The organism is Methylosinus sp. shoA, assembly GCF_059718125.1.
Genome location: NZ_AP046091.1, coordinates 767,031 through 793,229 on the forward strand (window position 1 = coordinate 767,031; position 26,199 = coordinate 793,229).

Below are 26,199 nucleotides of genomic sequence, written 5' to 3' on the forward strand. Positions count from 1 at the left end.
GCCCGCAAAAGGCTCGGGCGGGCGAGATCGCTCTCGCCCGCCCGGAACAGCCGGCTCGGCTCTGTCTCAATGCGACAAGGAAAAGGTCTCGCTGGAGCTTTGCGGCGGCGGCGGACGGTGGGTCGCCTGCGGCCCGGGCGACGACGGATCGGCATGCGAGCCGTCACGGTTCTGCGCTGCAAGCGTCACCGCGCCATTGTTCGAGAGGCCGCGCACATTCTTCAGCTCGACGGTGATTCCGGAATCCGCCGCGGCCTTGATGAAGTCCTGCAAGGTCTCGAGGATGTCCTGATCGATGAAGGAGGCCTTGGCTCCGTCGACGATCAGATAGCCGTTCTCCTCGACGCGCTCGAGATATTCGCGCAGCAGGGCCTTGTTGAGGAAGGACACGTCCTTCTGCAGGCGCAACAGATAATTATTGCCGTCCCGCGTGAGCGTGATGGCCGCGTGATAATTGGCGCGCAGCACGAAGAAGAGGCCGACGGCCATGCCGATCGCCATGCCCAGAAGCAGATCGGTGGCGAGAATGGCGACCACGGTGACGACGAAAGGCCCGAACTGGTTGAAGCCTTTCAGATAGACCTCCTTGAACACCTTGGGCTTGGCAAGCTTGTAGCCGGTCAGCAGCAGGATGGACGCGAGACAGGCGAGCGGGATCATGTTCAACACGACCGATAGAAACATGGCGCTGAGCAGGAGCAGCACGCCGTGCACGAAGCTCGCGACCTTCGTATGCGCGCCGGCGTTGATGCTGGCGGAGGCGCGGACGATCACCGCTGTGATCGGCAGGCCGCCCAGCATTCCGCTGACGATATTGCCGACGCCCTGGGCTTTCAGCTCCTGGTCGGTCGAGGCCGTGCGCTTCAGCGGATCGAGCTTGTCGATCGCCTCGAGGCTGAGGAGCGTCTCGAGGCTCGCGATGAGCGCCAGAGTGGCGGCCGTCACATAGACCGAAGGATTGGCGAGGGCGCTGAAATCGGGAAATGTGAGCTTCCTCCCGAATTCGATCGGACCGAAGATGGACGGCAGATTGACGAGATGCTGCGAGGCGATCGACAGCGCCGGGACCAGCTTTGCGGCGATGATGTTGTAGACGACGCCGAAGGTCACGGCCACCAGCGGACCGGGCAGCAGCGCCAGGAACTTGCGCTGCTTGACGATCGGCGACTCCCACAAGAGCATGATCACGAGCGATCCCAGGCTGACGAGGGCGGCGCCCGGCGAGATGGCGCCCAGCGCGTCGGTTATGGTCTGCAGCGCCATGCTGCTGTCCGTCTCCACGAAGGAGAGATCGCGCTCGGCCTCGGCGTCGTAGCCGATGGCGTGCGGCAGTTGCTTCATGATGAGAATGAGGCCGATGGCCGCCAGCATTCCCTTGATGACCGCCGAGGGAAAATAGGCGCCGATGACGCCCGCTCTCAGATAGCCCATGCCCAATTGCAGGGCGCCCGCCAGCACCACGCTGACGAGAAAGGGCTCGAGCCCGCCGAGTTTCTCGATCGCGGTCGCCACGATGACCGTCAGGCCCGCCGCCGGGCCGGAGACGGCCAGCTGCGAGCCGCTGAGCAGCGAAACGACGACGCCGCCGACGATCCCGGAGATGATGCCCGCGACGGGCGGCGCGCCGGACGCCAGTGCGATGCCCAGGCAGAGCGGAACCGCGACCAGGAACACGACCAGGCCGGCGGGAACGTCATGGTCGAGATAGCGAAGATAATAGCCGAAATGTTTCTGCAGCACGCGCGTCTCTCCCCGAAAGATCGTTCAGCTCACGTAAGGCGCGTCACGCCTGCGGCTCGCCGTCCTGCTGATAGATGATGTCGACTTCGCTGCCGGGCGGCAATACGATCAATTGCTGCAGAATGCCGTCATTCAGCGCATAGACCCAGCCATGCAGCACGGGGCGCTGGTCGTGCTTCCAGGCATTCTGAATGATGGACATGTGGGAAAGGTTTCGAACCTGCTCGATGACGTTGAGCTCCGTGAGCCGGTCGGCCTTCTTCTCGGTCGGCTGGGATTCGATCTCGTCTCGGTGCAGGCGATAGACATCCTTGATATGCGTCAGCCATTTGTTGACCAGAGTGAGCTCGGGCTTCTGCCGCTCGAGGGCGGCGCGCACGCCGCCGCAATTATAATGCCCGCAGACGATGATGTGTCCGACCTTGAGCACCTGCACGGCATATTGGATGACGCTGAGGCAATTGAAGTCGGTCGCGATCACCTGATTGGCGATGTTGCGATGGGCGAAGATCACGCCGGGCTCGGCGTTGATGATGATGTCGGCCGGCACCCGGCTGTCCGAGCAGCCGATCCAGAGAAACTCGGGCTTCTGATCCGCGGCGAGCCGTGCGAAATAATCCGGCTCCTTCAGCTTTTTTTCTTCCGCCCACGCTTTGTTTTCCAGCAGGAGCTTTTCATATGGTTGCATCGGACCCGCGTTCTCGTTGCTCCCGCGCCGCAGCGGGAGACGGTTCAAGATATGGTGAGGTCGTGACGATGCGGCGACACGCGTCGACCCGATTGCTTCTCGCCGCTCGCGGCGCAACGCCCGAGGTTCAGACGTTTGTGAGGGCGCGTCCGGCGCCGCTTCGGCGCTCGACCAGATCAAACTAGTCACGGCCTAGATTAACTGCAAGAGTCCAAGATTGGTTTTTCGAAGGGGGCCAGGCGCTTCCGGCGCCCCCGCGCGCCCGCCGCGAAAAAGCGCAATTGCCGCCGCACCCTCGCTCAGCTAGAACAAAGGCATGACTTGAATGGAGCGCGGCCGTGCAACGCGTCACCTTGACCATCGACGACGACCTCATGGCCAGCCTCGATCGCTACATGGAGGCGGGCGGACATCAAAATCGCTCGGAGGCCGTGCGTGACCTCGTGCGCGCCGGACTGCTCGAACGACCCCAGAGCGACGACGGCGATCGCCCCTGCATCGGGGCGCTGGTCTATCTCTACGACCACGACACGCGGCAATTGTCGAAGCGGTTGACCAGCGACCATCACAGCCACGCGGACATTTCCATCGCCACGCTGCATGTTCATGTCGACGCCGAGACGTGCCTCGAAGTCTCGCTGCTGCGCGGACGCAAGTCGGAGCTCGAGCATTTCGCTCAGCATGTGATCGGCGTGCGCGGCGTGCGCTACGGCCAGCTCGTCGTCGCGCCGGCGGAGGCGCATACGCTTTCGGCGCCTTGCGGAGAGCCTCGCCACAGCCACGCCTGACCGGCTGTCCGACTGTTGCCGATATGCAACGCTTGCGGCTATTTCTTACGCAGTCGTTGACGCCACGCCCGATCGTATGATGAAAATACAAAAAAAACATACGATCGGGGGAAGCAATGGGCGCTCGGCTTCGTGCAGGCATTTCGACGTCGGCCTTGGCGGCCGCGCTATTCGGCAGCTCGGCCATCGCCCAGGAGGTGCTGCCCGAGATCGACATCGCCGCGCCGATCGCGGCCGCGACTCCGGCGGCGGCGGCCGCGCGGTCGGAAGCCGAGCAGAAGGCCAAGGTGAGGATCGAGGCCGCCAGCGAGACGGTCTATAGCGGCCAGACGGTCAATGCGGTGCCCTTCTCGCGTCCGGGCGAGGCGCTGGAGGTCGTCCCGGGCCTCTCCGTCACCCAGCACAGCGGCGAAGGCAAGGCCAATCAATATTATCTGCGCGGCTTTCAGCTGGACCACGGCACCGATTTCTCGCTGACGCTGGACGGCATGCCGATCAACATGCGCACCCATGGCCATGGCCAGGGCTATGCGGACGCCAATTTCCTGATCCCGGAGCTCCTCTTGTCGGTCGTCGGGCGCAAGGGGCCCTATTACGCCGACAAGGGCGACTTCTCTTCGGCCGGCGCCGTCGACATGCAATATATCGACAAGCTCGATTCCGGCATGGTCCGGGCGACGGGCGGCAGCTTCGCCTATGCGCGCCTGCTCGGCGCCAAATCATTCGACGTCCACGGCGGCAGTCTGCTGGCGGCCGTGGAATCGAATGTCTATGACGGACCGTGGACGCGGCCGGACGAGGTCCGCAAGATCAATTCGGTGCTGCGCTGGTCGCGCGGCACGCAGGAGGACGGCGTCTCGATCACCGGCATGGCCTACGCCAACCGCTGGTATTCGTCCGACCAGATTCCCTCGCGCGCCGTCTATGGCGGCGTCATTCCGCTGTGGGGCAATATGGACCGCACCGACGGCGGCGACGCGACGCGCTTCAGCCTTTCGGCGCGCTGGAGCCAGGTCGAGGGTCCCCACTCTTCCCGCGTGGAGGCCTTCGCCATCCGCTCGACGCTCGATCTCTACAATAATTTCACTTACTTCCTGGCGAATCCGGACCTCGGCGACCAGTTCCGCCAGTTCGACCGGCGCACCGTGCTCGGCGTCAACGCGCAGCATGCTTATAAATACGAGCTCGCCGGCCTGCCGATCGAATCGCGCATCGGCCTGCAGAGCCGCTATGACAATATCCGTCTCGGCCTGCAGGACAGCTTTCGGCGCCAGCCCTATGACACCATCACCAACAGCCATGTCGCGGAGGGCAATGTCAGCCTGTGGGCCGACACGACGGTCCATTGGGCGCCCTGGCTGAGGACCACGGTCGGCGGGCGCTTCGACTATTTCGCCGCCAGCATCGGCAGCTTGCAGGACCCGTTCTCCGGCCCCGAGGACGAGAATGGCGCGCCGATCTGGACGGGACCATGGAACAGCGGCTCCAAGAGCGCGACGCTCGGCAGCCCCAAATTCGGCCTCGTGCTCGGCCCGTTCGAGCAGACCGAATTCTTCCTCAATTTCGGCGAAGGCTTCCATTCGACCGACGCGCGCGGCACGGTCACGAGGCTCGGCCCCGCCGACGGCTCGACGGTGTGGCCGATCCCGCTGCTGGTCAAGCAGCGCGGCGCCGAGATCGGCGCACGGACGACGCGCCTCCTCGACGGGCTCGAATCCCAGGTCGCCTTCTGGTGGCTCGACTCCGATTCGGAAAATCAGTTCGAGGGCGATTCCGGCAGCACGGCCTTCGGCCGTCCCAGCCGCCGCTACGGCGTCGAGATCATCAATCATTATGCGCCGACCTCCTGGCTGCGCATGGAGGGCAATGTGTCGCTCTCTCACGCGCGCTACCGCGGGTTCGATCGGGAGACGGCGGAGAGCTATCTCGACCTGATCTCGCCCGGATCGATCCAATATTTGACCTTCCTCGGCAACGCCCCGGGCAATTACCTCGCCGACGCGCCCAATATCGTGGCCATGGGCTCGGTCGAGGTCGGCGAGGCGACGGGTCCCTTCGCGTCGCTGCGCTATCGTTATTTCGGCGAGCGGCCGCTGACCCAGGACGGGGTGATCAAATCGCCTGCGACCGGCACGCTGAACCTGCGCGTCGGCTACCGCTTCGACAATGGCTGGAGCATTCAGGCGGACGCGTTCAACATCACCAATTCGCGCTCGGACATGATCACCTATGGCTATGGCTCGCTGATTCCGACGGATAAGCTCTACGGCCTGTGCAAGGCGGGCGTCGCGCCGAGCAATGTCTGCGAGGTCGGCATGATGGACCGGCACTTCAAGCCGATGGAGCCGCCGGCGGTGCGCGTCACGGTGAGCGGCCCGCTGCCGTTCTGAATCGAAAGGGCGCGTCGGCGGGCGCCGGCGCTCTCTCACTTCACAGTCTCACTACGTCTTCGCCGAGCCGGGTCCACTACGAGGCGTCAAGCTTGACAGACAGCCTATTCCTCGGCGTCGGTCGAGAGAATGACCTCGTCCGGCAGGCCCGCCATCACGCTCTTCTCGAGCTCGATGCGCGCGAGGCGGGCGAAGGCTCCGTCGCCCTCGAGCAGGATAACGGCGTCGGCCGGCATGTCTTTGAGAGCCTCGAGCAGTTGCGCGACTGTCATCGGATCGCCTTCATCGTTGGACCGATACGGTGACGATCGGTCGGCGACGAGGATCAAGCGAAGCGGGCGCCACGAACGAGGTATGCCCCTACTGCCCCGTCGCCACGTCGAGCAGTAGCTTCCCGTTGAGCGCGATGATCACGACGGCGATCACGGCGGCGACGGCGGTGGTCGCGCGCGGCGCGGTCAATTCGCCCATCATGCGCCGGGAGGCGGTGAACCAGACCAGCGGCGCGACCGCGAAGGGAAGAGTGAGGCTCAGCACCACCTGGCTCAGCACCAGCAGCCGGGCGGTCGCCGATTCGCCGGCGACGAGCGTCACCGCCACGGCGGGCAGGATGGCGATGAGCCGGGTGATCAGCCGGCGCAGCGCCGGCTTCATGCGGATATGGACGAAGCCCTCCATCACGATCTGGCCGGCGAGCGTCGCCGTCACCGTGGAGTTCAGCCCGCAGGCGATCAGAGCCACGGCGAACAGCTTGGCGGCGATCGGCGCGCCGAGCAGCGGCGCGATCAGCCGATAGGCCTCGCCGAGCTCGGCGACCTCGGTGTGGCCGGTGGCGTGGAACGCCGCGGCCGCCAGCACCAGGATCGAGCCGTTGATCACGAGCGCTATCAGCAGCGCGAAGGTGCTGTCGAGCACGGCGAAGTCGATCGCCTCGCGCCGCTCCTCGAACGAGGCGCCGACCGCGCGGGTCTGCACGATATAAGAGTGCAGGAACAGATTATGCGGCATGACCGTCGCGCCGAGGATGCCGAGGCCGATATAGAGCATCTCGGGATTCTCGAAGAAGGCCCGCGTCGGGACGAGCCCCTCGGCGATCTCCGTGAGGTTCGGGTCGGCGAGCGCCAGCTGCGCGCCGAAGGAGAGCGCGATGATCCCGAGCATCGCCACGACGAACAGCTCGATCTTGCGGAATCCCGCCCGCTCGAAGGCGAGGACGAGGAACGTGTCGAGCAGCGTGACGATCACGCCCGCCGCCAGCGGCAGGCCGAACAGCAATTGCAGGCCGATCGCCGTGCCGATCACCTCGGCGAGGTCGGTCGCGAGAATGCCCGCCTCGGCGAGCAGCCAGAGAACGATCGTCGCGCCGCGCGGAAAGCGCGCCCGGCACGCGGAGGCGAGATCGAGCCCGGCGCCGAGACCGAGCCGCGCCGTCAGCGATTGCAGCACGATCGCCATCAGGCTCGACAGCACGGCGACGAACAGCAGCGCCGTCCCGAACTTCGACCCGCCGGCCAGCGCCGTCGCCCAATTGCCGGGATCCATATAGCCCGTCGCGACCAGATAGCCGGGGCCGAAGAAGATGAACAGGCGGCGCAGTCCGGCCGAATCGGGCGGCACGCTCACGGATCGGCGCATGTCTCCGCTCGTCGCGGCGAACGCTCCGTCGAGATCGGGGGTGGCGGCGGATCGCATCGACTGCTCGGCTCCACGGATGCGCGCGGACATGGGCAGGTCGGCGTGGCGCCCCGCGCCGACTCGACCCAATGATATAGATCGCTCGCGCCGTCAGCGCCAGCGGCCGGCGCCGGAGCGGCGCAGCGCGTAGCCGCGAACGCAGGGCGGAGACGAAAACATCCGGCGCCGCCGCGAAATTTGTGACCTTGTTGCAACAGTCGCCGAGATAAGTTTTCGCGCGCGGCGATAAGAGCGGGACGCCCCTTTTCAGCCATAAACGCTGCGCTAATCTCGGCGCCGTCACAAGGTCATCGAAGACACGTAGACGACTTCCGGAGCGCGTCGCAACGGAGGACAGGCTCGTTCGTTTCGATGTCCGACGCGCCCCATTACGGGACGCGGCGCCTTGGGAAATGCGTTCGAGTGTGTCGTCTGCGGGCGGCTGCCGTGTCAGAAAGTCGAATCCTGATATGATGGCGTTTCTTCATCGGATTGCGTCGACGGCGCGGCCCCGAGGGCATCGCGGGATGAGAGAAGCCGCGCTCGGCTGCTCGGCCGCCTGTCTCCTGTTTGTCGCGCCTCTCGCGCCGGCCTTCGCCTTCGACGCGTCCGAGCCGCGCAATGTCGCCGCGGTGACCGCGCCTCTGCCGATGTTCAAGGATCCGCGCGCGGCGCTGCGCATCGGCCTCGAGAATTATCACGCCGGCAATACGAAGAAGTCGCTGGAGGCGCTGCGCTACGCCGCCGACGGCGGAGAATCGCTCGCGCAATGGAAGCTCGGCCGCATGTATGCGGACGGCGACGGCGTCGCCCGCGACGACGCCAAGGCCTATGCCTATTTCTCCAAGCTCGTCGAGCATTTCGCCGAGGACGAGCCGAGCCCGCGCGAGCGCCTCATGGCCGCCGGGGCCTTCGTCGCCGTCGGCGTTTATTATCTCGAGGGCATCGCCGCGGCGCAGATCGCGCCCGACATCAACCGCGCCTTCGACCTGTTCCGCTACGCGGCCACCTATTTCGGCAATGCCGACGCGCAATACAACCTCGCGCGTATGTATCTCGACGGCAATGGCGTCGCCAAGGACCCGCGTCAGGCCGCCAATTGGCTCGACCTCTCCGCCCGTAAGGGCCACGCCCCGTCGCAGGCGCTGCTCGGCCATCTGCTGTTCAACGGCGGGGCGGGCGGCCCGCCGCAGCGCGCGCGCGGCCTCATGTATCTCACTCTGGCGCGCGAGACGGCGGGCGACCGCCCCTCCGACAAATGGATCGTCGATCTGCACGCCGGCGCCCTGGCGCGAGCCAGCGACGCCGACCGCAGGGCGGCCGTCGCCATGCTCGAATTCTACCTCGCCCGCCGAGACTGAGCGCTTCTCCATGACGAAAGCCGCGCCCGAGCCGAACCGCCTGCGTCGTCTCGGATCGAGCTGTCGCGCGCTCCGCGCCCGCGTCGAAGGCGATGCTGCGAAATCTCGTCGCGCGCGCTCATGCCACATTGTATCCGCCGATGAGTTGGTGTAGGCTGATCGCCGATGCGGCGTATCGAGTACAACAAAATAACACACCAAAATTCGGAGGATCGTCACATGTCAACCATCGGACACAGCAGCTCGGAGATCGGCAAGACCGTCCTGTGGCTGGTCGGAATTGTCGCTTTCGTCATCATCCTGCTGACGAAGGTTCCGGATTGGATTGCTCCGGCGGGCACCAACGGCACCGGCAATGGCCCGGATCCGGGAGTCGGCCGCACCGTGAAGATGATTCAGTAACGACGATCCTTCGCCTATCCGACTGCGGCTTCCCTCGAGAAGCTCGCGGCTTGGCGTTGATCGCCGACTTTTGAAAGTCGAAACTCGATCCGCCTCCTCCGCCTCGTTGTCGCGACAGCGGGGCGGAGCGAGGAGGAGGTCGGATCAAGACCGCGGCCCGATCGAAACGCGGCCGCGATGCTTCCGAGAGCGAGCCGGGCGGCTCGCACTCCAAAGCAGATCCTCGATCTGGAATTCGAGAGACGCGGCGAAGCGCACGCCAGGCAGGGCGGCGATCCGAGCGATCGCTTTATCCGGCGCCGGCTCGTCTATGCCGACGAGCGCGCGAGCCGAGCCGCCCGGTCGATCCCGCCCCAGAGCGCAGGTCGCGATATTCACCCCCGCCTCGCCCAACAGCCCGGCGAAACGCCCCATGAATCCGGGCCTATCCTCGTTGGACACGAAGATCATGCGCGGCGAAAACTCCGTCTCCAGCCTCACGCCGTCGATCGCGACGATGCGCGGCTCACCGTCGTGGAACACGGTTCCGGCGGCCGAACGCTCTCCCTCCCTCGTCCAGGCGGTCAGCGTGATCAGCGATTCGTAATCGCCGCCCGCGCTGCGCGTCACCTCGTCGACGATCATGCCGCGCTCTTTGGCGATCGCCGGCGCGGAGACCATGTTCGTCTCCGAGAGAATCGGCCGCAGCAATCCCGCGAGCGCCGCGGCGGTCAGCGCCTTCACATTCCGCCCGGCGGCGGCGCCCTCATAGACGATGGAGACGCGTTCGCAGGACCCGTGCGCCGCCTGACCGAGGAAGGAGCCGAGCCGCTCGGCGAGCGCGATGAAAGGCGCGAGGCGCGGCGCCTCTTCCGCATTGACGGAAGGGAAATTGACCGCGTCGACGATCTCGCCGCGCGTGAGAAAATCGCAAATCCGCTCCGCGATCTGCAGCGCGACCTTCTCCTGCGCCTCCAGCGTCGAGGCGCCGAGATGCGGCGTGCAGACGATATTTGCGCATGAGAGCAGCCGGTTGTCACGCGCCGGCTCGATCTCGAACACATCGAGCGCGGCGCCCGCCACATGACCCGAATCGAGCGCGGCGGCAAGGGCCGCCTCGTCGACGAGTCCGCCCCGCGCGCAATTGACGATGCGCGCGCCGCGCTTCATGCGCGCGATACTCTCGGCGTTCAGGATATTGCGCGTCTTCGCCGTCAGCGGCGTGTGCAGCGTGATGACATCGGCGCGCGCGAGCAATTCGTCGAGGGAGACCGGTCGACGCCGAGCTCTCCAGCGCGCTCCGGCGTGAGAAACGGATCATAGGCGACGACGCGCATGGCGAGGCCGAGCGCCCGCGTCGCGACATTGGCGCCGACATTGCCGCAGCCGATGACGCCGAGCGTCTTGCCCGCGAGCTCGACGCCCATGAAGCGGCTCTTCTCCCATCGGCCTGCGCGCGTGGAAGCGTCGGCGGCGGGAATCTGCCGGGCGAGCGCCATCATCAGCGCGATCGTATGCTCGGCGGTGGTGACCGAATTGCCGTAAGGCGTGTTCATGACGACGACGCCTCGCGCCGTCGCCGCCGCGACGTCGACATTGTCGACGCCCACGCCGGCGCGGCCGACGACCTTCAGCCGGCTCGCCCTCGCGAGGAGCTCGGCGTCGACCCGCGTCGCCGAACGAATCGCCAGCGCGTCATAGTCGCCTATGGTTTCGAGCAGCCGCTCGCGGTCCTTGCCGAGATCGGGCCGGAAATCCGCGTCCAAGCCCCGCGCGGCGAAGATTTGCAGCGCGGAGGGCGACAGAGAGTCGGATACGAGCACGCGCGGCGGCATGGCGGCCTCCCTGCGGCGTGAGCGTCGGCGCCGCGCAACGAGCGGCCGCCGACTCCGCCACGAGCGTCAGACCCGCGTCGTCCCCATGAAGAGAATCGCGATTCGGCCGTCTGCTTTCAAGCCGCCTTGGCCATTTGCGCGCGAACCTCGGCATAGGCCCAGTCGATCCAGCGGGTCAGCGCCTCGACATCGCTGGTCTCGACCGTCGCGCCGCACCAGATGCGCAGGCCGGGCGGAGCGTCGCGATAAGCGCCGAAGTCGAATCCCGCGCCCTCTTTCTCGACGAGCGCGACGATCTCCTTGGCCAGCGCCCATTGCGCGTCGCGCGACAGCGCGGCAACGGCCGGATCGCCGAAGACGAGGCAGACGCCGGTATTGGAGCGCGTCGCCGGATCCCCGGCCAGATGCGCGAAATAGGGCGTTGTCTCGACCCAGGCGGAAACCGCGGCGGCGTTGGCGTTGGCCCGTGCGAAGAGCGCGTCGAGCCCGCCGATCGATTTCGCCCAGTTCAGCGCGTCGAGATAATCCTCGACGCAGAGCAGCGAAGGCGTATTGATCGTCTCGCCCTCGAAAATGCTCTCGTTGAGCCTGCCGTTCTTGGTGAGGCGGAAAATCTTCGGCAGCGGCCAGGCCGGCGTGTAGCTCTCGAGCCGCTCGACGGCGCGCGGCGAAAGGATCAGCATGCCATGCGCAGCTTCGCCGCCCAGCACCTTCTGCCAGGAATAGGTGACGACATCGAGCTTGGCGAAGTCCAACGGCTGCGCGAAGGCGGCCGAGGTCGCGTCGCAAATGGTGAGGCCATCGCGGTTCGCGGGGATGAAATCCGCGTTCGGCACGCGCACGCCGGCGGTGGTGCCGTTCCAGGCGAACACGAAGTCGTTGTCGAAGTCGATTTTGCCGAGATCGGGCAATTCGCCGAAGGGCGCGACGAAGCTGCGCACGCCGCCGGGCTTCAGCTGCTCGACGATGTCGGTCACCCAGTCCGAGCTGAAGCTCTCCCAGGCGGCGACGTCGACGCCGCGCGCGCCGATCAGGGACCAGAGCGCCATCTCGACGGCGCCGGTGTCGGAGGCGGGAACGATGGCGATGCGATGGTCGGCGGGAACGCGCAGCACCTCGCGGGTCAGGTCGATGGCGCGCCGAAGCTTGCCCTTGCCCGCCGGGGCGCGATGCGAGCGGCCGAGCGCCGCGCCGGCGAGGCTCTGGAGCGACCAGCCCGGGCGCTTCGAGCACGGGCCGGAGGAGAAACGCGGATTGGCCGGCTTCACGCCGGGCTTCTCGATTGCCATTTCGGTGATGCCTCCCGGGGCGCAGATTTTTTCGAGCCTGCGCTACGCGCAACACGCCTTCGCGTCAAGCCGGGCGGCGCGGCGGCGCGCCGAACAGAGAGCGTTCAGTCCGTCGTCACGCGCACGCCGAGCCGCACCTCGTGCGAGATCAGATCGTAGCTTTTCGGCGACCCGCCGCCGAATCCCGCGAGGCCCGTGTATTTTCCGGAGTTCAGATAGCGGTAGCCGATGTCGACCTTGAGGTTCTCCGAAAGGTCGTAGCTCGCGCCGGCGAACAGGGCCCAGGCGAACTTCCAGCTGCCCTTGCCGAGGTTGCGATTCCAGTTTTGCGGGGCGAAGGGAATATTGGGCTGCGGGAAGACCGGCTCGCCGTTCCATTTGTCGACCCAGATCAGCGGATAGCCGTCCACGGGCGACAGATCGGCGGCGTAAGGCGCGCCGTCGGAGGTCCTGGTGTAGCTGAGAGCGCCGCTCGTGCGCACATAGCTCGCGCCGACGCCGGCGCCGACATAGGGCGTCACCCCGAACCAGTTTCCGAGGTCGACATAGGTGTTGAACAGCCCCGTGATGCGGCTGAGATTGGCCGTGGTGCGGGGCAGGCAGGTCTCGGCCGGATCGACGCCATAGCCGAGCTTGTAGCTCGGCTCCGTCTCGGTCGCCTGGGAGCTCAAGGGATGATTGGTATAGGGACACCAGATCGGATTTCCGGTGGCGTTCGGGCGAATGACCGAGCGGTCGAGCGCGATTTCGGTGCGCAGCCAGGAATTATATTGATAGCCGGCCCCGAGCGACCCCGAGACCGAGCCGGTTCGCGTAGTCGAATCGAGGATGTCGGCGATGACCTGCGGGGAGGTGATGTTGGCGTAGCCCACATCACCGCGCAGATACCATCCCGTCCCGAGCTCGGCCTGGGCGTCGACGGGCGCCTCGGGAGGAGAAAAGAAGGGCATGTCCGCGGCGCGCGCCGGGCCGGCGGCGGCGACGCCGAGCGCTGCGCAACACAGCAGGGCGCGGAAACCGGGAAAATTCATCTGCTCATCCTCGCTTCGCGCCGGCCGACCGCTCGGCGTTTCGACGCGAAGATGAACAAAGGATGAGGGATTATACTTAATGGCGGCTTAATGCCGCCGCCCGAGCTTTGTCCTCAGAGAAACGAGAAGGCGCGCGCCAGCAGCGGCGCGAGAACGAACACGTTGAAGCCGACATAGATCACCGAGACCGCGAGCGCCGGGATGAACCGCAGAGACGCGTGGCGGTAGATCCACATGAACAGCGTCACTTTCCAAAGCACCAGTGGGAACAGCAGGAAGTCGACCAGCTTCGCCGTCGGCAGCGGCGGCGGGAAGACGAGGCCCACGAGGGAATGCAGGACTGCGACGACGGCGGCGACCACTGCGCCGACCGCCGCCAGGGCGGCGAGCGTCTGGGTCATGCGATCGCGGGCGCCGACCATCAGCAGGACGACATAGGTCGTTCCGATGAGCAGGGCCGCGCTGGCGAGGCCATAGGCGATCGCAGGAAGAATATCTCGGCTCGCGAGCTGCTGCGCCATTTCTCCCGCCGTATAAGCGGCGAGGCTCGCGACGAGAAAGCGCTGCGTCGCCGGCAGGGCCGTCGGGCCGGCCTCGAGCCGTATGATGTCGATAACGGCTCTCGGCGTGGGCGGCAGGCTGAGCGTGGGCAGAGAGATCGACATGCGGCGGCCTATTGTTGGTTGGAGCGCGGCCGAAAGGATCGCGATGATCCGTCCGGCCGCAGCGAGCGAGGCTCGGGATCGCCCGCATTCGCAGGCGTCGCTGACGCTGCGGCCGTCTCTACCATGCTTTCGCGCGGGACGGAACAGCGGGCGGCGCTGCGATGTGATGCGGAATGCAGATCAGGGAAGGGTGTGGGTCCAGTCGTCTCGGGCGATGACGTCGACGATGCGTCTTGCGGCCTCGGACCAGGAGGAGCGGCTGATCGCGCCCGGGTCGCCGCTCGCGCGCCCGTCCAGCAGATCGGCGACGCGCTCCGCCAGCGCCTGCGGGTCATTGACCGCGAAATAGAGCGCCCCCGCGCCCCCCACCTCGCGAAACACCGGAATGTCGCTGCAGATCGTCGTCCGGCCGCGCCGCGCCGCCTCCGCGATCGGCAGGCCGAAACCCTCCGCGAAGGACGGCGCCAGCGCCGCCGCCGCATGGTCGTAGAGGAAAGCGAGGTCGTCGTCGCCGGCGTCGTCGAACCAGAACAGCCGGCGCCCGAACTCCGCATGGCCGGCGATCTCGGCGCAGACCGCCTCCTCATACCAGCCGCGCCGCCCGACGAAGACGAGCCGCACGTCGCGCCCCGCGCGCCACAGCGCCTCGAAGGCGCGCAGCGCCACCCTCTGCCCCTTGCGCGGCTCGATCGTCCCGACGCAGAGGAACAGAGGCGCACAGCCGACGGCGGCGGCGATCTTTTCGCGCGGCGCCGCGGAACCGGAGGAAATGTCCGAGCCGAGCGGGAACCAGCCGATCTTCAGCCCGCGCCGATGCGGCAGCCCGCGCCTCTCGACATGATCGGCGAGCTCCTGCGCGACCGTGCGCGAGATGGCGATGAAGGCGTCGCTCTCGATGAGCGCGCGGGCGAGCCAGGCCTCGTAGCGCGGCGCCGTCGTCTCGTGGCAGGCGAAAGGATGCAGCGCCGGAATGAGGTCGAAGACGCAGGAGACGACGGCGCCGCCGCCCTCGTGGATGCGGTCGAAGACGTCGGCATAATCGTCGAGCACGTTCCATGTGTCGGCGAGGGTGAGGAAGCGGTCGCCCGGCTCGATGGCGACTTCCTCGTCCGCGCCGGCCGCGCCGCCGCAGAGCGCGGCGACGAAGCGCCGGCAGGTGAGGAGGCGTCCGCCTTCGCAGCGCACGGCGATCGCGGGAATGGCTCCCCCGCCGTCGCGATACAGCGCTTGCGTCACCTTCTTCACCACCCGCTGGATGCCGGTGTTGCCGTCATATCTCGCAGTGGCGGTGACGTCGACGAGCAGACGGCGCGCGGCGAGACGACGCGCCGCCGGCGCGATGCGCGAGACATTGGCGGCCGTCCGCGGCTCGTCCGCGCCGAGGGCGCGGGAAGCAGGCGGGAGCAGCGCGTCGCGCAGGGCATGGAAGCCATCGACGATCTGCGCTTCGATGCGCCGTAGCGGACGATAAATGTTCCCGGCGACCGAATAGGTCATGAGCAGGCGTTCATGAACGAGATGCAGCATCTCGGCGCGCACATAATCGAGCTGATGCTCGAGGAGCCGGATTTGCGCCTCGAGCGCCGAGCGATCCTCGGCGGACAGGGACGGCGTGATCTCGCGCTCGCGCGAGCTCGACTGCAGCACGGGCGTGACGGACAATCGACGGCTCCATTGCTGAGAGAGCGCGACTACGTCGCGCGCTCTTCGCCGCGACGCGTCCGATCCTCGACGGAATACGCGATCCTGCCCGTGAGCGGATCGCCCGCACAATTCGTAAGACCACATGCGAGAAATTACGTGAGGCGGGGCGGGAGGCGCTTCGCATTCCGCGCGGAGGCGCCGATCGCGCAAGAGCGAGCCGCAGGCTCGCCTCAATTCATCGGATGTGTCCGCTAGAGCGCTTTCCGCTCGAACGGAATCGTTCGAGCGATCAGAATTCGCTCCAAAACGAAAAAAGCTAGAGCGGTTTCCGATCCGATCGGATCGGAAACCGCTCTAGCGCGCCGCGTCCTTCGCCGGCGGCTCTCGCGCGCGCCAATGATCGAGCAGGTCGCGGAGCATGTCCCCGATCGAATGTGACGGGCTCCAGCCCGTTGCGGCGCGCAGCTTCGACGCGTCGCCGACCGCGACCGGAATATCGGCCGCGCGCAGCCGCGCCGGATCGACGACGATGTCGAATTTTCGCGTCGAGCAGGAGCGCAGCGTATCGAGCATATGGGCGAGCGAGCGCGGCGCGCCCGAGGCGATGTTGAAGACACTGCGCGGCGGCAGGTCGGGCGCGGCCGCGACGAGCCGCACATAGGCGTCGACCACGTCGCGCACGTGGAGGAAGTCGCGCCGAACCGAGAGATCGCCCACATCGAGCCGCGGCGCGAGACGTCCCGCCTCGATCCCCGCGATCTGCGCGGCGAAGGACGACAAGGCAAAGCGCATATCCTGTCCCGGGCCGGCGTGATTGAACGGCCGCGCCACGATGAGCCGCGAAGTCGCCGGCAGCACGTCCGCGAGCATCGCCTCCGCCGCGATCTTCGATCGCGCATAGGCGCTGAGCGGATTCGTGGGCGTCTCCTCGTTCGCCGGGCCTGCGCCGAGCCGCGATCCATAGACGTCGGCGGTGGAGACGAACAGAAAGGCCGCCGCGGGCGCATAACGGGCGACGGCCGACGCGAGGTGCAGCGAACCGAGAAAATTGACGCGCCATGTCGCCTCCGCGGCGCGCATGGACTGGGCGGCCGAAGCCTGCGCGGCGAGATGCAGCACGAGATCGGGCCGCGCGGCGTCGACGGCGCGCTGCATCGCCTCGGCGTCGACGATGTCGCCGAGGAGCGGCGACCATGCCGAGGAGGGAGGCGCTTCGCCCGGCCGCGCCAGAGCAAAGCGCTGCGCGTCGGGATAGGCGCGGGCCAGCGCGTCCTGCAGATAGGGGCCGACGAAGCCGGTGCCGCCCGTCAGCAGAATGCGCGCATATCCGCTCCGGCCGACTTTCAACGCATGGGACGCCGCCGTCATCGGTTCTCCGGCTCGCGCGCCACGCGCTCGACGTCGGCGTCGACCATTTCGCGAATCAGCTCCTCGAGGCCGATCTGCGGCTCCCAGCCCAGTCTGGCGCGCGCCTTGGCGGCGTCGCCGAGCAGAATGTCGACCTCCGCGGGGCGATAGAAGGCGGGGTCGATCACCACATGCGCATCCATGTCGAGGCCCGCATGGGCGAAGGCGATGCGGCACATGTCGCGCACCGTCGTCGTGCGCCCGGTCGCGACGACATAATCGTCCGGGGCGTCCTGCTGCAGCATCATCCACATGGCGCGCACATAGTCGCGCGCATGGCCCCAGTCGCGCTTGGCGTCGATATTGCCGAGGCGCAGCTCCTTCGCCCTGCCGAGCTTGATGCGCGCGACGCCGTCGCTCACCTTGCGCGTGACGAACTCGACGCCGCGCAGCGGGCTCTCGTGATTGAACAATATGCCCGAGGAGGCGTGCAGGCCGAAGCTCTCGCGATAGTTCACCGTGGTCCAATGCCCATAGAGCTTGGCGACGGCGTAAGGGCTGCGCGGATAGAAGGGCGTCTTCTCGTTCTGCATCGGCTCCTGGATGAGGCCGAACATTTCGGAGGAGGACGCCTGATAGAAGCGCGCGCCCGGCGCGGCGATGCGCGTGGCCTCGAGCATATTGGCGACGCCGACCGCGGTGATGTTGGCGGTGAGGATCGGCTGGCGCCAGGAGGAGGCGACGAAGGACTGCGCCGCGAGATTATAGATTTCATGCGGCTCGACTTCCTGCACGATGCGCAGGAGGCTCGACAGATCGGCGAGGTCGCCGTCGATGAGCCGCACCTTGTCGGCGACGCCGAGCCAGCGCAGCCGATGATCCTCGACGCCGCGATGCGACGAGCGCCGGATGACGCCGCAGACCTCATAGCCTTTGCCGAGCAGCAATTGTGCGAGATAGGCTCCGTCCTGTCCGGTGATCCCCGTCAGCAGCGCGCGTCTCGTCATCGACGATCCCCCCTGATGGCCGCGCGCCGGGGAAATCCCACGGCCGCCCGCCGGCGTATGGGCGAGTTCTCGCTGCAGGGGGCTTACCCAATGGCCGGTCCGCTGGCAAGCCCGTTCGGGCCGCCGTTGCACGCGCGGCGCCGTGAGCATAATGTTGCGGCTACGTACGCGCTCGGCTCTGCTCGTCGCGGACTTCGCGACCGTTTCCGGCGCCGCGCGTGGGCCGCGACGGAAACGTCATCCACACGAATTTCAATCCCGAGGACGGCTGGACGCTCGTTCCTCCGCCAACCGGTCAGACCCGATGGGGATACGCCGTGCTCTACAAATTTCGCGGAGGAAAAGACGGCTTCGCGGGCGAATTGACGCTGGGACCGGACGGCGCGCTCTATGGAGCCACTTGGCGAGGCGGCGCCTACAATTGCGGAACCGTCTTCAAGCTCTCTCCGTCGAAGACGGGAGCCCTCCCTGGATTCATTCCGTGCCCTATGATTTCCACTGCGGGACAACCATCGTTCATTCCTTCGCCGGTGGGAGGATGGCGCGCCTCCGGTCGGCACCTCGATCCGCGATGCGAAAAGCGTGATCTATGGCGTGACCCGAGACAGCGGCGGCGCCGTCTACGAGCTCACGACGCCGTGAAGCGCGCATCCGCCTTCAGCGGCGCGGGAACTCGAGCGCGGGCGGGCGTGGCGACGGCCGCAGCGGCGCGACGCGCAGCGAGCGCGCGTCGAGATCGAATTTCGACAGATCGACGCTGCGCAAAGTCTGATCGTCATAGCTCTTGACGTAATAGATTCCTCTCGAGAGATCGGCGATCGACGACCATTGGGTGAATTCGAAGCGCGCCGTCTCGCGCGGCGCCGGCCGCACGTGACCCATCGGAATGTCGAAATTGTTGACGAGATGCTCGGCGAGGCGCACGGTCTCGGCCGCATCTTTCTGCGGCGCCGCGGAGAGCGCGAGGGCGAGCGCGCGCACGAAGCGGGAGGGCGGCGTCGGATCGCCGGGGACGCCCAGCATGCCGGAGCCGGAGCCGAGCGGCGCGAAGCTCTCGCCGCCGATCTCGAGCGGCGGCGCCTCGACCGGCGACAGTTTCACATAATTGCGCAGATTGGTGAGATGCCAGTCGAAGGGCGGCGAATTGGTCAGCACGCCGAGCGGGTTGTCATAGATTTTCAGCGTCCCGCCGATCGGCTCGACGACGATGGACGCGCCGCTCGCGTCATGCAGCGTGTAATGGAAGGGCGGAACGATTCCGAGCGTCGGCTGGACCACGCCGATGACGGAGATCGAGGCGAGCGCGGCGCGGACCTCGGCGACGCTCGCAAAATTGCCGAGCGTCCAGGTGAGCAGCTCCCAGGGCGCGAGCGAATGGGCGGGATCGGCCTGCGCCGGATCGGCATAGGCGGCGAAGCCGGGGAAATAGAGAATGCCGCCGGCGAGACCCTTCTCATTGACCCCGTCGACGACGACCGGCAGGCCGAAAGCGTTCATGCCGGCGATCGCATAGCGCGACTTCCAGCTCCAGGCTGATTTGCCGTCGGCGCCGGTGGCGTGGGACGCGAAACGGCGGGGAACGACGACCGCCTGCGATTCGAGCGGAAAACCGAATTCGAGCGTGCGGCCATAGACGCGCGAGCCGTCCGCCGCTCTCAGCAGGAAACTCGTGCAGGCGAAAGCCGGCGTGAGAAAGAGACAAGCGAAAATCGCAGCGGCGAGGACGCGCGCGAAGCGGCGCATCCGGTAAGCGATGCGACTTCGGCGTGAACGCTTCGCCGAGAAAGCGAGGCTCGCCTCGTCCGTCATCGCGAGCAAAGCGAAGCGATCCAGAGCCGCGGGGCGACTCCTGGATTGCTTCGTCGCTGCGCTCCTCGCAATGACGGCCCCGCCGCAGGCGAAGCGATCACATTGTGGTCCTGTCACGACTCGTCTCCGGAAAGAAGCTCGCAAGCGACATCTAGGGCGCTTGCGATCCTGCGGAGACGGCGACGAATAAGAGTCTTGCGGCGCGATTGAAGGTCGGTGACGGCGATCGCGACGATTTTCGTCGAATGCGCGCAGGCTTACCGCGCCGCGGCCTTCGCCTTCAATTCGTAGAGCGCGGCCAGCGCCTCGCGCGGAGTGAGCGCGTCCGGGTCGATCGCGGCGAGCGCCTCGCGCAGCGCATCCTTCGGCGGCGCGCTCTGCGCCACGTTCTGCGCCACATGGGCGAAGAGCGGCAGATCGTCGATGAGTTTCTCCACAGGCGCGCGCCGGTCCGCCGCCTCGAGCTGCGCGAGGATCGCATGGGCGCGTGCGACGACGCTCGCTGGAAGGCCGGCGAGCTCGGCGACATGCACGCCATAGGAGCGGTCGGCGGCGCCTTTCGTCACCTCGTGCAGGAACACCACTTCGCCCGCGTGATCCTTCACCTTCATGGTGAGATCGACGAGCCGGGAAAGGCGCTTCGTCAATTGCGTCAGCTCGTGAAAATGCGTCGCGAACAAGGCGCGCGAGCGATTGACCTCGTGCAGATGCTCGATCGTCGCCCAGGCGATGGAGAGACCGTCGAAGGTCGCCGTGCCGCGGCCGATCTCGTCGAGAATGACGAAGGAGCGCGGGCCCGCGCCATTCAATATGGCCGCCGTCTCCACCATCTCCACCATGAAGGTCGAGCGTCCGCGCGCGAGATCGTCGGCGGCGCCGACGCGCGAGAACAGCCGATCGACGGCGCCGAGCCGCGCGCGCGTCGCCGGCACGAAGGAGCCCGCCTGCGCGAGAATGGCGATGAGCGCGTTCTGGCGCAGATAGGTGGACTTGCCGGCCATGTTCGGCCCGGTCACCACGGCGATCTTGCCGGCGCGCGCATCGGAGAGATCGCAGTCGTTGACGGCGAAGATTTTTCCCTGCGCGTTCAGCGCGGCCTCGACGACCGGATGGCGGCCGCCGACGATCTCGAAATCGAGCGAGGAATCGACATGCGGGCGCGTCCAGTCGCGCGACGCGGCGAGCTCCGCGAGCGCGGCAAAGACGTCGAGCGCCGCGAAGGCTTGCGCCGAGCGCTGCAGCTCCTGCGCCTTCTCGAGAGCGCGCGCGGCGAGCTCGTCGAACAGCGCCAGCTCGCGCTCCAGCGCGCGATCGGCGGCGGAGGCGATCTTCGCCTCGAGCTCGGCGAGCTCGCGCGTCGAGAAGCGCATCGCGTCCTGCATCGTTTGGCGATGAGTGAAGGTCGCGTCGTATGGCGCGCGCAGCAGCCGCTCGCCCTGAGCCTGCGGAACCTCGATGAAGAAGCCGAGAAAGTGATTATGCTTGATCCTGAGCTGCTTCGTCTCGGCGAGCTCGACATATTTCTGCTGCAGCGACGCGATCACGCGGCGGCTCTCGTCGCGCAGATCGCGCGCCTCGTCGAGCGCTTCGTCGAAGCCGCGCGCGATGAAATTGCCGGCGCGCTTGTCGAGCGGCGGATCGGCGACGAGGCGGGCAGCGATCGCCTGCTCGAGCTCCGTGTCGGCCTCGGCGAGCGTCGCGACCTCATGCTCGACGAGCGCGACGAACGGCGCGCGCGCGGCGAAGCAGGCGACGATTTCGCGCGCCGAGGAGAGCGCGCCGCGAATGGCGCCGAGATCGCGCGGCCCGCCTCTCTGCAGCGAGAGGCGCGAGAGCGCGCGGGCGACATCCGGCGTGCGGGCGAGAAATGCGCGCAGGCGCGCGCGCAGTTCGAATTCCTCGACGAAATAGGCGACCGCGTCGAGCCGTTCGGCGATCGGCGCCGGATCGGTCGCGGGCGCGGCGACGCGCTCGGCCAAGAGACGAGCGCCCGCGGGCGTCATGGTGAGATCGATGGTCGCGAGCAAGGAGCCGTCGCGCTCGCCCTTCAATGTTCGCGTCAGCTCGAGATTTACGCGCGTCGCCGCGTCGATCTCCAGAGTCGCGCTGCGGCGTCGGCTCGCGGGGAGGCGCAGCGCCGGCTTCTTGCCCTTTTGCGTGCGCTCGACATAGAAGATCGCCGCAGCGGCGGCGGCGATCTCCGCCTCCGACAGCGCGCCGAAGCCTTCGAGCGTGGCGACGCCGTAGAAGTCGAGGAGCCGCCGCTCCGCGGCCTCGCCGCCGCCGGCGTCGCGGCCGAGCGGCGTCAGCGGCGCGTCGATCGCGTCGAGCAGCGACGCGAGCCGCGCGTCGGCGAAGATCGCTTCGGCCGCGACGATCTCGCGCGGCTCGAGCCGCGCCAACTCGGCGGCGAGCGCCGCCTCGCCGGCTTCGCCGACATCGAAGGCGCCGGTCGAAATATCGACGCAGGCGAAACCATAGCGCCAACCGCCGTCGGGGGCGCGAAGACGCGCGAGCGCCGCGAAGGCGTTGGCGCAGGCGGGATCGAGCAGCGTCTCCTCGGTGATGGTGCCCGGCGTGACGAGCCGCACGACGTCGCGCCGCACCACCGATTTGCCGCCGCGCTTGCGCGCCTCGGCGGGGTCTTCCAGCTGCTCGCAGACGGCGACGCGATGGCCGAGCGCGATGAGCTTCTGCAGATAATCGTCGGCGCGCTCGACCGGCACGCCGCACATCGGAATATCGTGGCCCCGATGCTTGCCGCGCTTCGTCAGCATGATGCCGAGCGCGCGCGAGGCCGTCTCGGCGTCGTCGAAGAACAGCTCGTAGAAATCGCCCATCCGGTAGAACAGCAGGCAGTCCGGATTGGCCGATTTGATCTCGATATATTGCGCCATCATCGGCGTCGGCCGCGCGGCGCTCTTGTCGTCGGACGGCTCGGTCGGCTGTCGCACGGTTCTATCCTCGGCGCCCCGCGCGCCCTCGCGCGCGCATCTGGCGCCGGGACGCGCGAAACGTCAACGCTGCGGCGGCGGTTTCGGCCACAGGCTCGCGCCGGTCGGGCCGACGCCGGTCTCGAGCATCAGAACCTCGCCGTCCTTCGCCCAGCCGTAATGCACGGTCTCGGCGGGAATGACGATAGAGTCGCCGGGGCCGAGCGCGCGCAGTGAGGCTTCGTCCAAACTAGTTCCGACCCCGGCGTAGAAGCGGCCGGAGACGACCGTCACGACGCGCGTGTCCGGATGGACGTGCGGTAGCGATTTCGCGCCCGCTGCATATTTCACCGAGAGCGCATAGAGCGCGCCGGGCTGCGTCGCCGTGCCGCTCACCGGCGCGGCATAGACGCCCTGGAACAGAGGCACGGGCGCATATTTCAATTCGCTCTGCAGGACGGCGGGCGGCGGCGCGCCCTCGGCCAGAGCGGCGGGCGATCCGAGCGCGAGAGAAAGAAGAAGGAAAATCGTCCCGCGCATGCTCCTCGCCTCGAGGTCGGTCGGCCGGTCGAAGAGGCGAGCCCGAAGGCTCGCGCTTCCCATGGATCATTAGTGGAACAGAACGAAGGTCTTCTGCAAGGTGATCGACACGCCCCAGGCGAGCGGGATCCCGACCGCCGCCCAGGCGGCGATCAGCAGCGCCCGCGCGCCGCCGCTGCGCGCGGCTTCGACGCGCCGCGCTTCGGCGGCGGCGGCCTCGGCGACGGCCCCCTCCTCGACGAAGTCCTCGAAATCGGCATGCGTTCCGGCTTCCTCCTCGGCGACGGCCGCGACGGTGATCTTCTTCTCCACGGCGACTTCCTTGTCGGTCATGAAGAAGCGCTCGGCCACCGGCCGCACGGCGAGATCGCAGAGGAGGCCGACGACGAGCAGGCCGGCGAGAATATACATGGTCTGATTATAGACGGCTTCGCGCGCGACGCCCTGGTCGAGCTGATAGTCGCGGATGTAATTGACGAGCACCGGCCCGAGCACGCCCGCCGTCGACCAGGCGGTGAGCAGGCGCCCGTGAATGGCGCCGACGTGATGCGTGCCGAAGATGTCAGCGAGATAGGCCGGAATCGTCGAGAAGCCGCCGCCGTACATCGACAGGATGACGCAGAAGAACAGCACGAACAGAACCACGCTGCCCTCATGCGCGGCCCAAGGCGCGGCCGAATAGAGGAAGAAGCCGAGCACGAAGAAGATGGCGTAGGTCGTCTTGCGGCCGAGCTTGTCGGAGCCCGTCGCCCAGAAGAAGCGGCCGCCGATGTTGCAGAGGCTGAGGAGCCCGGTGAAGCCGGCGGCGATGGCGGCGATCTTCTTCTTCTGGTCGGCGTCGAGATCGGAGAAGCCGACATCGAGGCCGATGAGCCGGCCGCCGAACACTTCCTGCAGCATCGGAGAGGCCATGCCGAGCACGCCGATGCCGGCGCTGACATTGAGCGTGAGCACCGCCCAGAGCAGCCAGAACTGCGGGGTCTTCCACGCGACATCGAGATGAACATGGCGGCTCGTCACCATTTTGTTGGCGGCGGGCGCCGGCGGGACCCAGCCGTCCGGCGTCCAGCCGTCGCGCGGCACGCGATAGCCGAGCGCGCCGCCGACCATGAAGACGAAATAGATCGCCGCCATCACGACGAAGGTCTGCCAGACGCCGATCGAGTCCGGCGTCGCGAAATAACCCATCAGCTTATCGGCGAGCGGCGCGCCGATCATCGCTCCGCCGCCGAAGCCCATGATCGCCATGCCGGTCGCCATGCCGCGCCGGTCGGGGAACCATTTGATCAGCGTCGAAACAGGAGAGATGTAGCCCAATCCGAGGCCGATGCCGCCGATAATCCCCGAGCCGAGCCACAGCATCCAGATCTGATGCAGATAGACGCCCGCCGCCGAAATCAGCAGGCCGCCGCACCAGCAGGCGGCCGCGGCGAGCCCCGCCTTGCGCGGGCCCGCCGTCTCCAGCCAATGGCCGAACACCGCCGCCGAGGAGCCGAGGAACACGAAGAAGAGCGTGAAGGTCCAGCCGAGCTGGCTGATCTTCCAGTCGCAGTCCGTGGCGAAGATCGTTGCGATGAAGTTCAGATCCGCCGGGCAGGCCTTGGGCTCGGCGCCGCCCACGGCGCGCGACAGCGGCAGCCAGAACACGCTGAAGCCATAGGCCATTCCGATGCACAAATGTATGGCGAGCGCCGCCGGCGGAACGAGCCAGCGATTGAAGCCGGGCTCCGCGATCGAGCGCTCCCGGCTGAAGAAAGACAGGGACGGTGACGCGGCTGCCGACATGACTCCTCCGAAACCGACGATGCGCTTGCGTGATTATCCGACTTTATTCACTATTGAAATCGCCATACGGCCGATCCGCAATCAATAGGGATTTCTCGTTATGTCATGCGAAACTTCTATGATTGGCCGAAGACGAGCCCGCAACCGCCGAAAATCGGGACAGGCGATACTTTATGCTTGCTGGCGCAGCGCGTCCTCCCTATTCTCTCATATCGATATGTAACCGGCGTATATAACCTATCGCGACGCCCATCGAAGCGGCCATGCCGAGGGATAACGCCATGCGGTTCGGCGTCTTCTGCACCTATGAGAATCCGCACCAGGATTTCGCGCGCTGCTTCGAGACGCAGACGCGTCTCGTGCGCCATGCGGAACAGCTCGGCTTCGAGGAGGCGTGGGTCGCCGAGCATCATTTCGATCCCGACGCCGTCTGCCCGTCCATTCTTACGCTCATCGCCCATCTCGCCGGCGTCACGAGCCGCATCCGGCTCGGCTCGGCGGCGGTGCTGCTCGCCTTCCGCAATCCGATCCAGGTGGCCGAGGATGTCGCGACGATCGACAATCTGTCGAGGGGCCGCTTCGAATTCGGCGTGGCGCGCGGCGGGCCGTTCGAGATGCAGAACCGGCATTTCGGCGCCGGCAAGGATCATACGCGCGAGATGACGCTGGAGGCGCTCGGCCTCGTCGAGCGGCTGCTCTATGAGGACAGGGTCACCTTCACAGGCACGCATTATCAGGCCAATGGCGTGAGCCTTGCGCCGCGCCCGCTGCAAAAGCGGATCCCGACCTATCTCGCGACGACGACGCCCGGCGCGATCCGCTGCGCCGCGCGCAACGGCTACGGCGTGATGGCGGGGCCGCCGTTTCCGATCGAGCAGATTCTCGCGACTCTGCGCACCTATCGCGAGGCGGCGGGCCCGGAAGGCGATCCACGCTTCACCATGGCGCGCTTCTATTTCGCCGCGCCGCGGCGCGAGCAGGCGCTTGCCGAAGCGGTTCCATTCGTCACGCGGTTCGTCGAGCGCATGCGCGGCAATTTCGCCCGGCAGGACGGCGCGCCGCCGGACTCCCTGACCAAGGAGGGGCTGCTCGAGCGCTCGCTGGTCGGCGATTTCGACGAGGTGGCGGCGAAAATCGCCGCCTATCGCGAGCAGACCGGCGCGCGCGCCATTCTGCTCAAGCCGATTTCGCGCGACGCGGAGAAAAACCTGCGGGCGCTCGAGGATTTCGCCCGTCATATCCGTCCCTCGCTCGGCGAGGAGACGACGGCCGAAGCCGCGCAATAGGCCGGC

General features: G+C 66.9%; 19 protein-coding genes and 2 pseudogenes. 6 read left to right on the forward strand and 15 right to left on the reverse strand.

Annotated elements, in window-relative coordinates; translation table 11 throughout:
- Window positions 1–66: 66 nt before the first annotated feature.
- Both AC6IW9_RS03540 and can read right to left on the reverse strand, forming a co-directional pair.
- Window positions 67–1,740, reverse strand: coding sequence for a SulP family inorganic anion transporter (locus tag AC6IW9_RS03540; protein ID WP_497769181.1), 1,674 nt, complete (start codon window positions 1,738–1,740; stop codon window positions 67–69).
- A gap of 43 nt (window positions 1,741–1,783) precedes the next feature.
- A complete protein-coding gene (can, locus tag AC6IW9_RS03545) occupies window positions 1,784–2,428 on the reverse strand; it encodes a carbonate dehydratase (protein ID WP_497769182.1) in 645 nt (214 codons plus the stop codon).
- Window positions 2,429–2,766: 338 nt separating this feature from the next.
- Here can and nikR point away from each other — a divergent pair, with 338 nt between their 5' ends.
- Together nikR and AC6IW9_RS03555 are read left to right on the forward strand one after the other, a co-directional pair.
- Complete coding sequence (nikR, locus tag AC6IW9_RS03550) at window positions 2,767–3,216, forward strand: nickel-responsive transcriptional regulator NikR (protein ID WP_497769183.1); 450 nt, start codon at window positions 2,767–2,769, stop codon at window positions 3,214–3,216.
- A gap of 116 nt (window positions 3,217–3,332) precedes the next feature.
- On the forward strand, window positions 3,333–5,606 hold the full coding sequence (locus tag AC6IW9_RS03555; RefSeq protein ID WP_497769184.1) for a TonB-dependent receptor: 2,274 nt from the start codon (window positions 3,333–3,335) through the stop codon (window positions 5,604–5,606).
- Between the two features lie 104 nt (window positions 5,607–5,710).
- Here the strand turns inward: AC6IW9_RS03555 and AC6IW9_RS03560 are convergent, their stop codons facing one another.
- Window positions 5,711–5,878: a hypothetical protein gene (locus AC6IW9_RS03560; RefSeq protein ID WP_497769185.1), complete on the reverse strand. Its 168-nt coding sequence runs from the start codon at window positions 5,876–5,878 to the stop codon at window positions 5,711–5,713.
- 88 nt (window positions 5,879–5,966) lie between these two features.
- The gene (locus AC6IW9_RS03565) at window positions 5,967–7,241 is read right to left on the reverse strand and encodes an Nramp family divalent metal transporter (protein ID WP_497769186.1); all 1,275 of its coding nucleotides are present in this window, start codon (window positions 7,239–7,241) and stop codon (window positions 5,967–5,969) included.
- Window positions 7,242–7,807: 566 nt separating this feature from the next.
- Here AC6IW9_RS03565 and AC6IW9_RS03570 point away from each other — a divergent pair.
- Both AC6IW9_RS03570 and AC6IW9_RS03575 read left to right on the forward strand, forming a co-directional pair.
- Window positions 7,808–8,641, forward strand: coding sequence for a tetratricopeptide repeat protein (locus tag AC6IW9_RS03570; RefSeq protein WP_497769187.1), 834 nt, complete (start codon window positions 7,808–7,810; stop codon window positions 8,639–8,641).
- 219 nt (window positions 8,642–8,860) lie between these two features.
- Window positions 8,861–9,043, forward strand: a complete 183-nt coding sequence (locus tag AC6IW9_RS03575; protein WP_497769188.1) for a hypothetical protein — start codon at window positions 8,861–8,863, stop codon at window positions 9,041–9,043.
- Window positions 9,044–9,274: 231 nt separating this feature from the next.
- Here AC6IW9_RS03575 and serA read toward each other — a convergent pair.
- From serA to gmd, 7 genes and pseudogenes are all read right to left on the reverse strand, one after another.
- Window positions 9,275–10,857: pseudogene (gene serA / locus AC6IW9_RS03580) on the reverse strand (phosphoglycerate dehydrogenase); the annotation flags it as partial.
- 116 nt (window positions 10,858–10,973) lie between these two features.
- Window positions 10,974–12,146 (reverse strand): phosphoserine transaminase, encoded by a 1,173-nt coding sequence (locus tag AC6IW9_RS03585; protein ID WP_497769189.1) that lies wholly within the window; start codon window positions 12,144–12,146, stop codon window positions 10,974–10,976.
- A 104-nt stretch (window positions 12,147–12,250) separates the two neighbouring features.
- A complete protein-coding gene (locus AC6IW9_RS03590) occupies window positions 12,251–13,177 on the reverse strand; it encodes an outer membrane protein (RefSeq protein ID WP_497769190.1) in 927 nt (308 codons plus the stop codon).
- A gap of 113 nt (window positions 13,178–13,290) precedes the next feature.
- A complete protein-coding gene (locus AC6IW9_RS03595) occupies window positions 13,291–13,842 on the reverse strand; it encodes a hypothetical protein (RefSeq protein ID WP_497769191.1) in 552 nt (183 codons plus the stop codon).
- A 180-nt stretch (window positions 13,843–14,022) separates the two neighbouring features.
- Entirely contained in the window at window positions 14,023–15,504 is a 1,482-nt protein-coding gene (locus tag AC6IW9_RS03600; RefSeq protein ID WP_497769192.1) for a glycosyltransferase family 4 protein, read from the reverse strand.
- 336 nt (window positions 15,505–15,840) lie between these two features.
- A complete protein-coding gene (locus tag AC6IW9_RS03605; protein ID WP_497769193.1) occupies window positions 15,841–16,854 on the reverse strand; it encodes a GDP-mannose 4,6-dehydratase in 1,014 nt (337 codons plus the stop codon).
- The gene (gmd, locus tag AC6IW9_RS03610) at window positions 16,851–17,840 is read right to left on the reverse strand and encodes a GDP-mannose 4,6-dehydratase (RefSeq protein ID WP_497769194.1); all 990 of its coding nucleotides are present in this window, start codon (window positions 17,838–17,840) and stop codon (window positions 16,851–16,853) included. The genes AC6IW9_RS03605 and gmd overlap by 4 nt, the downstream gene beginning before the upstream one ends.
- A gap of 317 nt (window positions 17,841–18,157) precedes the next feature.
- On the opposite strand from gmd, the pseudogene AC6IW9_RS03615 reads away from it, so the two are divergent.
- A pseudogene (locus AC6IW9_RS03615) lies at window positions 18,158–18,283 on the forward strand (choice-of-anchor tandem repeat GloVer-containing protein); the annotation flags it as partial.
- A 214-nt stretch (window positions 18,284–18,497) separates the two neighbouring features.
- Here AC6IW9_RS03615 and AC6IW9_RS03620 read toward each other — a convergent pair.
- The 4 genes from AC6IW9_RS03620 to AC6IW9_RS03635 all read right to left on the reverse strand — a co-directional run bounded on the left by AC6IW9_RS03620 (window position 18,498) and on the right by AC6IW9_RS03635 (window position 24,907).
- On the reverse strand, window positions 18,498–19,583 hold the full coding sequence (locus AC6IW9_RS03620; protein WP_497772422.1) for a linear amide C-N hydrolase: 1,086 nt from the start codon (window positions 19,581–19,583) through the stop codon (window positions 18,498–18,500).
- Window positions 19,584–19,906: 323 nt separating this feature from the next.
- A complete protein-coding gene (gene mutS, locus AC6IW9_RS03625) occupies window positions 19,907–22,549 on the reverse strand; it encodes a DNA mismatch repair protein MutS (protein ID WP_497772425.1) in 2,643 nt (880 codons plus the stop codon).
- 117 nt (window positions 22,550–22,666) lie between these two features.
- The gene (locus AC6IW9_RS03630) at window positions 22,667–23,122 is read right to left on the reverse strand and encodes a cupin domain-containing protein (RefSeq protein ID WP_497769195.1); all 456 of its coding nucleotides are present in this window, start codon (window positions 23,120–23,122) and stop codon (window positions 22,667–22,669) included.
- Window positions 23,123–23,191: 69 nt separating this feature from the next.
- Window positions 23,192–24,907 (reverse strand): OFA family MFS transporter, encoded by a 1,716-nt coding sequence (locus AC6IW9_RS03635; RefSeq protein ID WP_497769196.1) that lies wholly within the window; start codon window positions 24,905–24,907, stop codon window positions 23,192–23,194.
- A 281-nt stretch (window positions 24,908–25,188) separates the two neighbouring features.
- Here AC6IW9_RS03635 and AC6IW9_RS03640 point away from each other — a divergent pair, with 281 nt between their 5' ends.
- A complete protein-coding gene (locus tag AC6IW9_RS03640) occupies window positions 25,189–26,193 on the forward strand; it encodes an LLM class flavin-dependent oxidoreductase (protein WP_497772428.1) in 1,005 nt (334 codons plus the stop codon).
- The last annotated feature ends 6 nt before the right edge of the window (window positions 26,194–26,199 follow it).

Bases quoted from the DNA above. Each gene is read 5' to 3' on its own strand.
- AC6IW9_RS03585 (WP_497769189.1), bottom strand. From the start codon at position 12,146: ATGGCAATCGAGAAGCCCGGCGTGAAGCCGGCCAATCCGCGTTTCTCC.
- AC6IW9_RS03575 (WP_497769188.1), top strand. From the start codon at position 8,861: ATGTCAACCATCGGACACAGCAGCTCGGAGATCGGCAAGACCGTCCTG.
- AC6IW9_RS03635 (WP_497769196.1), bottom strand. From the start codon at position 24,907: ATGTCGGCAGCCGCGTCACCGTCCCTGTCTTTCTTCAGCCGGGAGCGC.
- AC6IW9_RS03565 (WP_497769186.1), bottom strand. From the start codon at position 7,241: ATGCGCCGATCCGTGAGCGTGCCGCCCGATTCGGCCGGACTGCGCCGC.
- AC6IW9_RS03605 (WP_497769193.1), bottom strand. From the start codon at position 16,854: ATGACGGCGGCGTCCCATGCGTTGAAAGTCGGCCGGAGCGGATATGCG.
- AC6IW9_RS03560 (WP_497769185.1), bottom strand. From the start codon at position 5,878: ATGACAGTCGCGCAACTGCTCGAGGCTCTCAAAGACATGCCGGCCGAC.
- AC6IW9_RS03620 (WP_497772422.1), bottom strand. From the start codon at position 19,583: ATGCGCCGCTTCGCGCGCGTCCTCGCCGCTGCGATTTTCGCTTGTCTC.
- AC6IW9_RS03595 (WP_497769191.1), bottom strand. From the start codon at position 13,842: ATGTCGATCTCTCTGCCCACGCTCAGCCTGCCGCCCACGCCGAGAGCC.
- mutS (WP_497772425.1), bottom strand. From the start codon at position 22,549: ATGATGGCGCAATATATCGAGATCAAATCGGCCAATCCGGACTGCCTG.
- AC6IW9_RS03640 (WP_497772428.1), top strand. From the start codon at position 25,189: ATGCGGTTCGGCGTCTTCTGCACCTATGAGAATCCGCACCAGGATTTC.
- AC6IW9_RS03630 (WP_497769195.1), bottom strand. From the start codon at position 23,122: ATGCGCGGGACGATTTTCCTTCTTCTTTCTCTCGCGCTCGGATCGCCC.
- can (WP_497769182.1), bottom strand. From the start codon at position 2,428: ATGCAACCATATGAAAAGCTCCTGCTGGAAAACAAAGCGTGGGCGGAA.
- gmd (WP_497769194.1), bottom strand. From the start codon at position 17,840: ATGACGAGACGCGCGCTGCTGACGGGGATCACCGGACAGGACGGAGCC.
- AC6IW9_RS03590 (WP_497769190.1), bottom strand. From the start codon at position 13,177: ATGAATTTTCCCGGTTTCCGCGCCCTGCTGTGTTGCGCAGCGCTCGGC.
- AC6IW9_RS03570 (WP_497769187.1), top strand. From the start codon at position 7,808: ATGAGAGAAGCCGCGCTCGGCTGCTCGGCCGCCTGTCTCCTGTTTGTC.
- AC6IW9_RS03555 (WP_497769184.1), top strand. From the start codon at position 3,333: ATGGGCGCTCGGCTTCGTGCAGGCATTTCGACGTCGGCCTTGGCGGCC.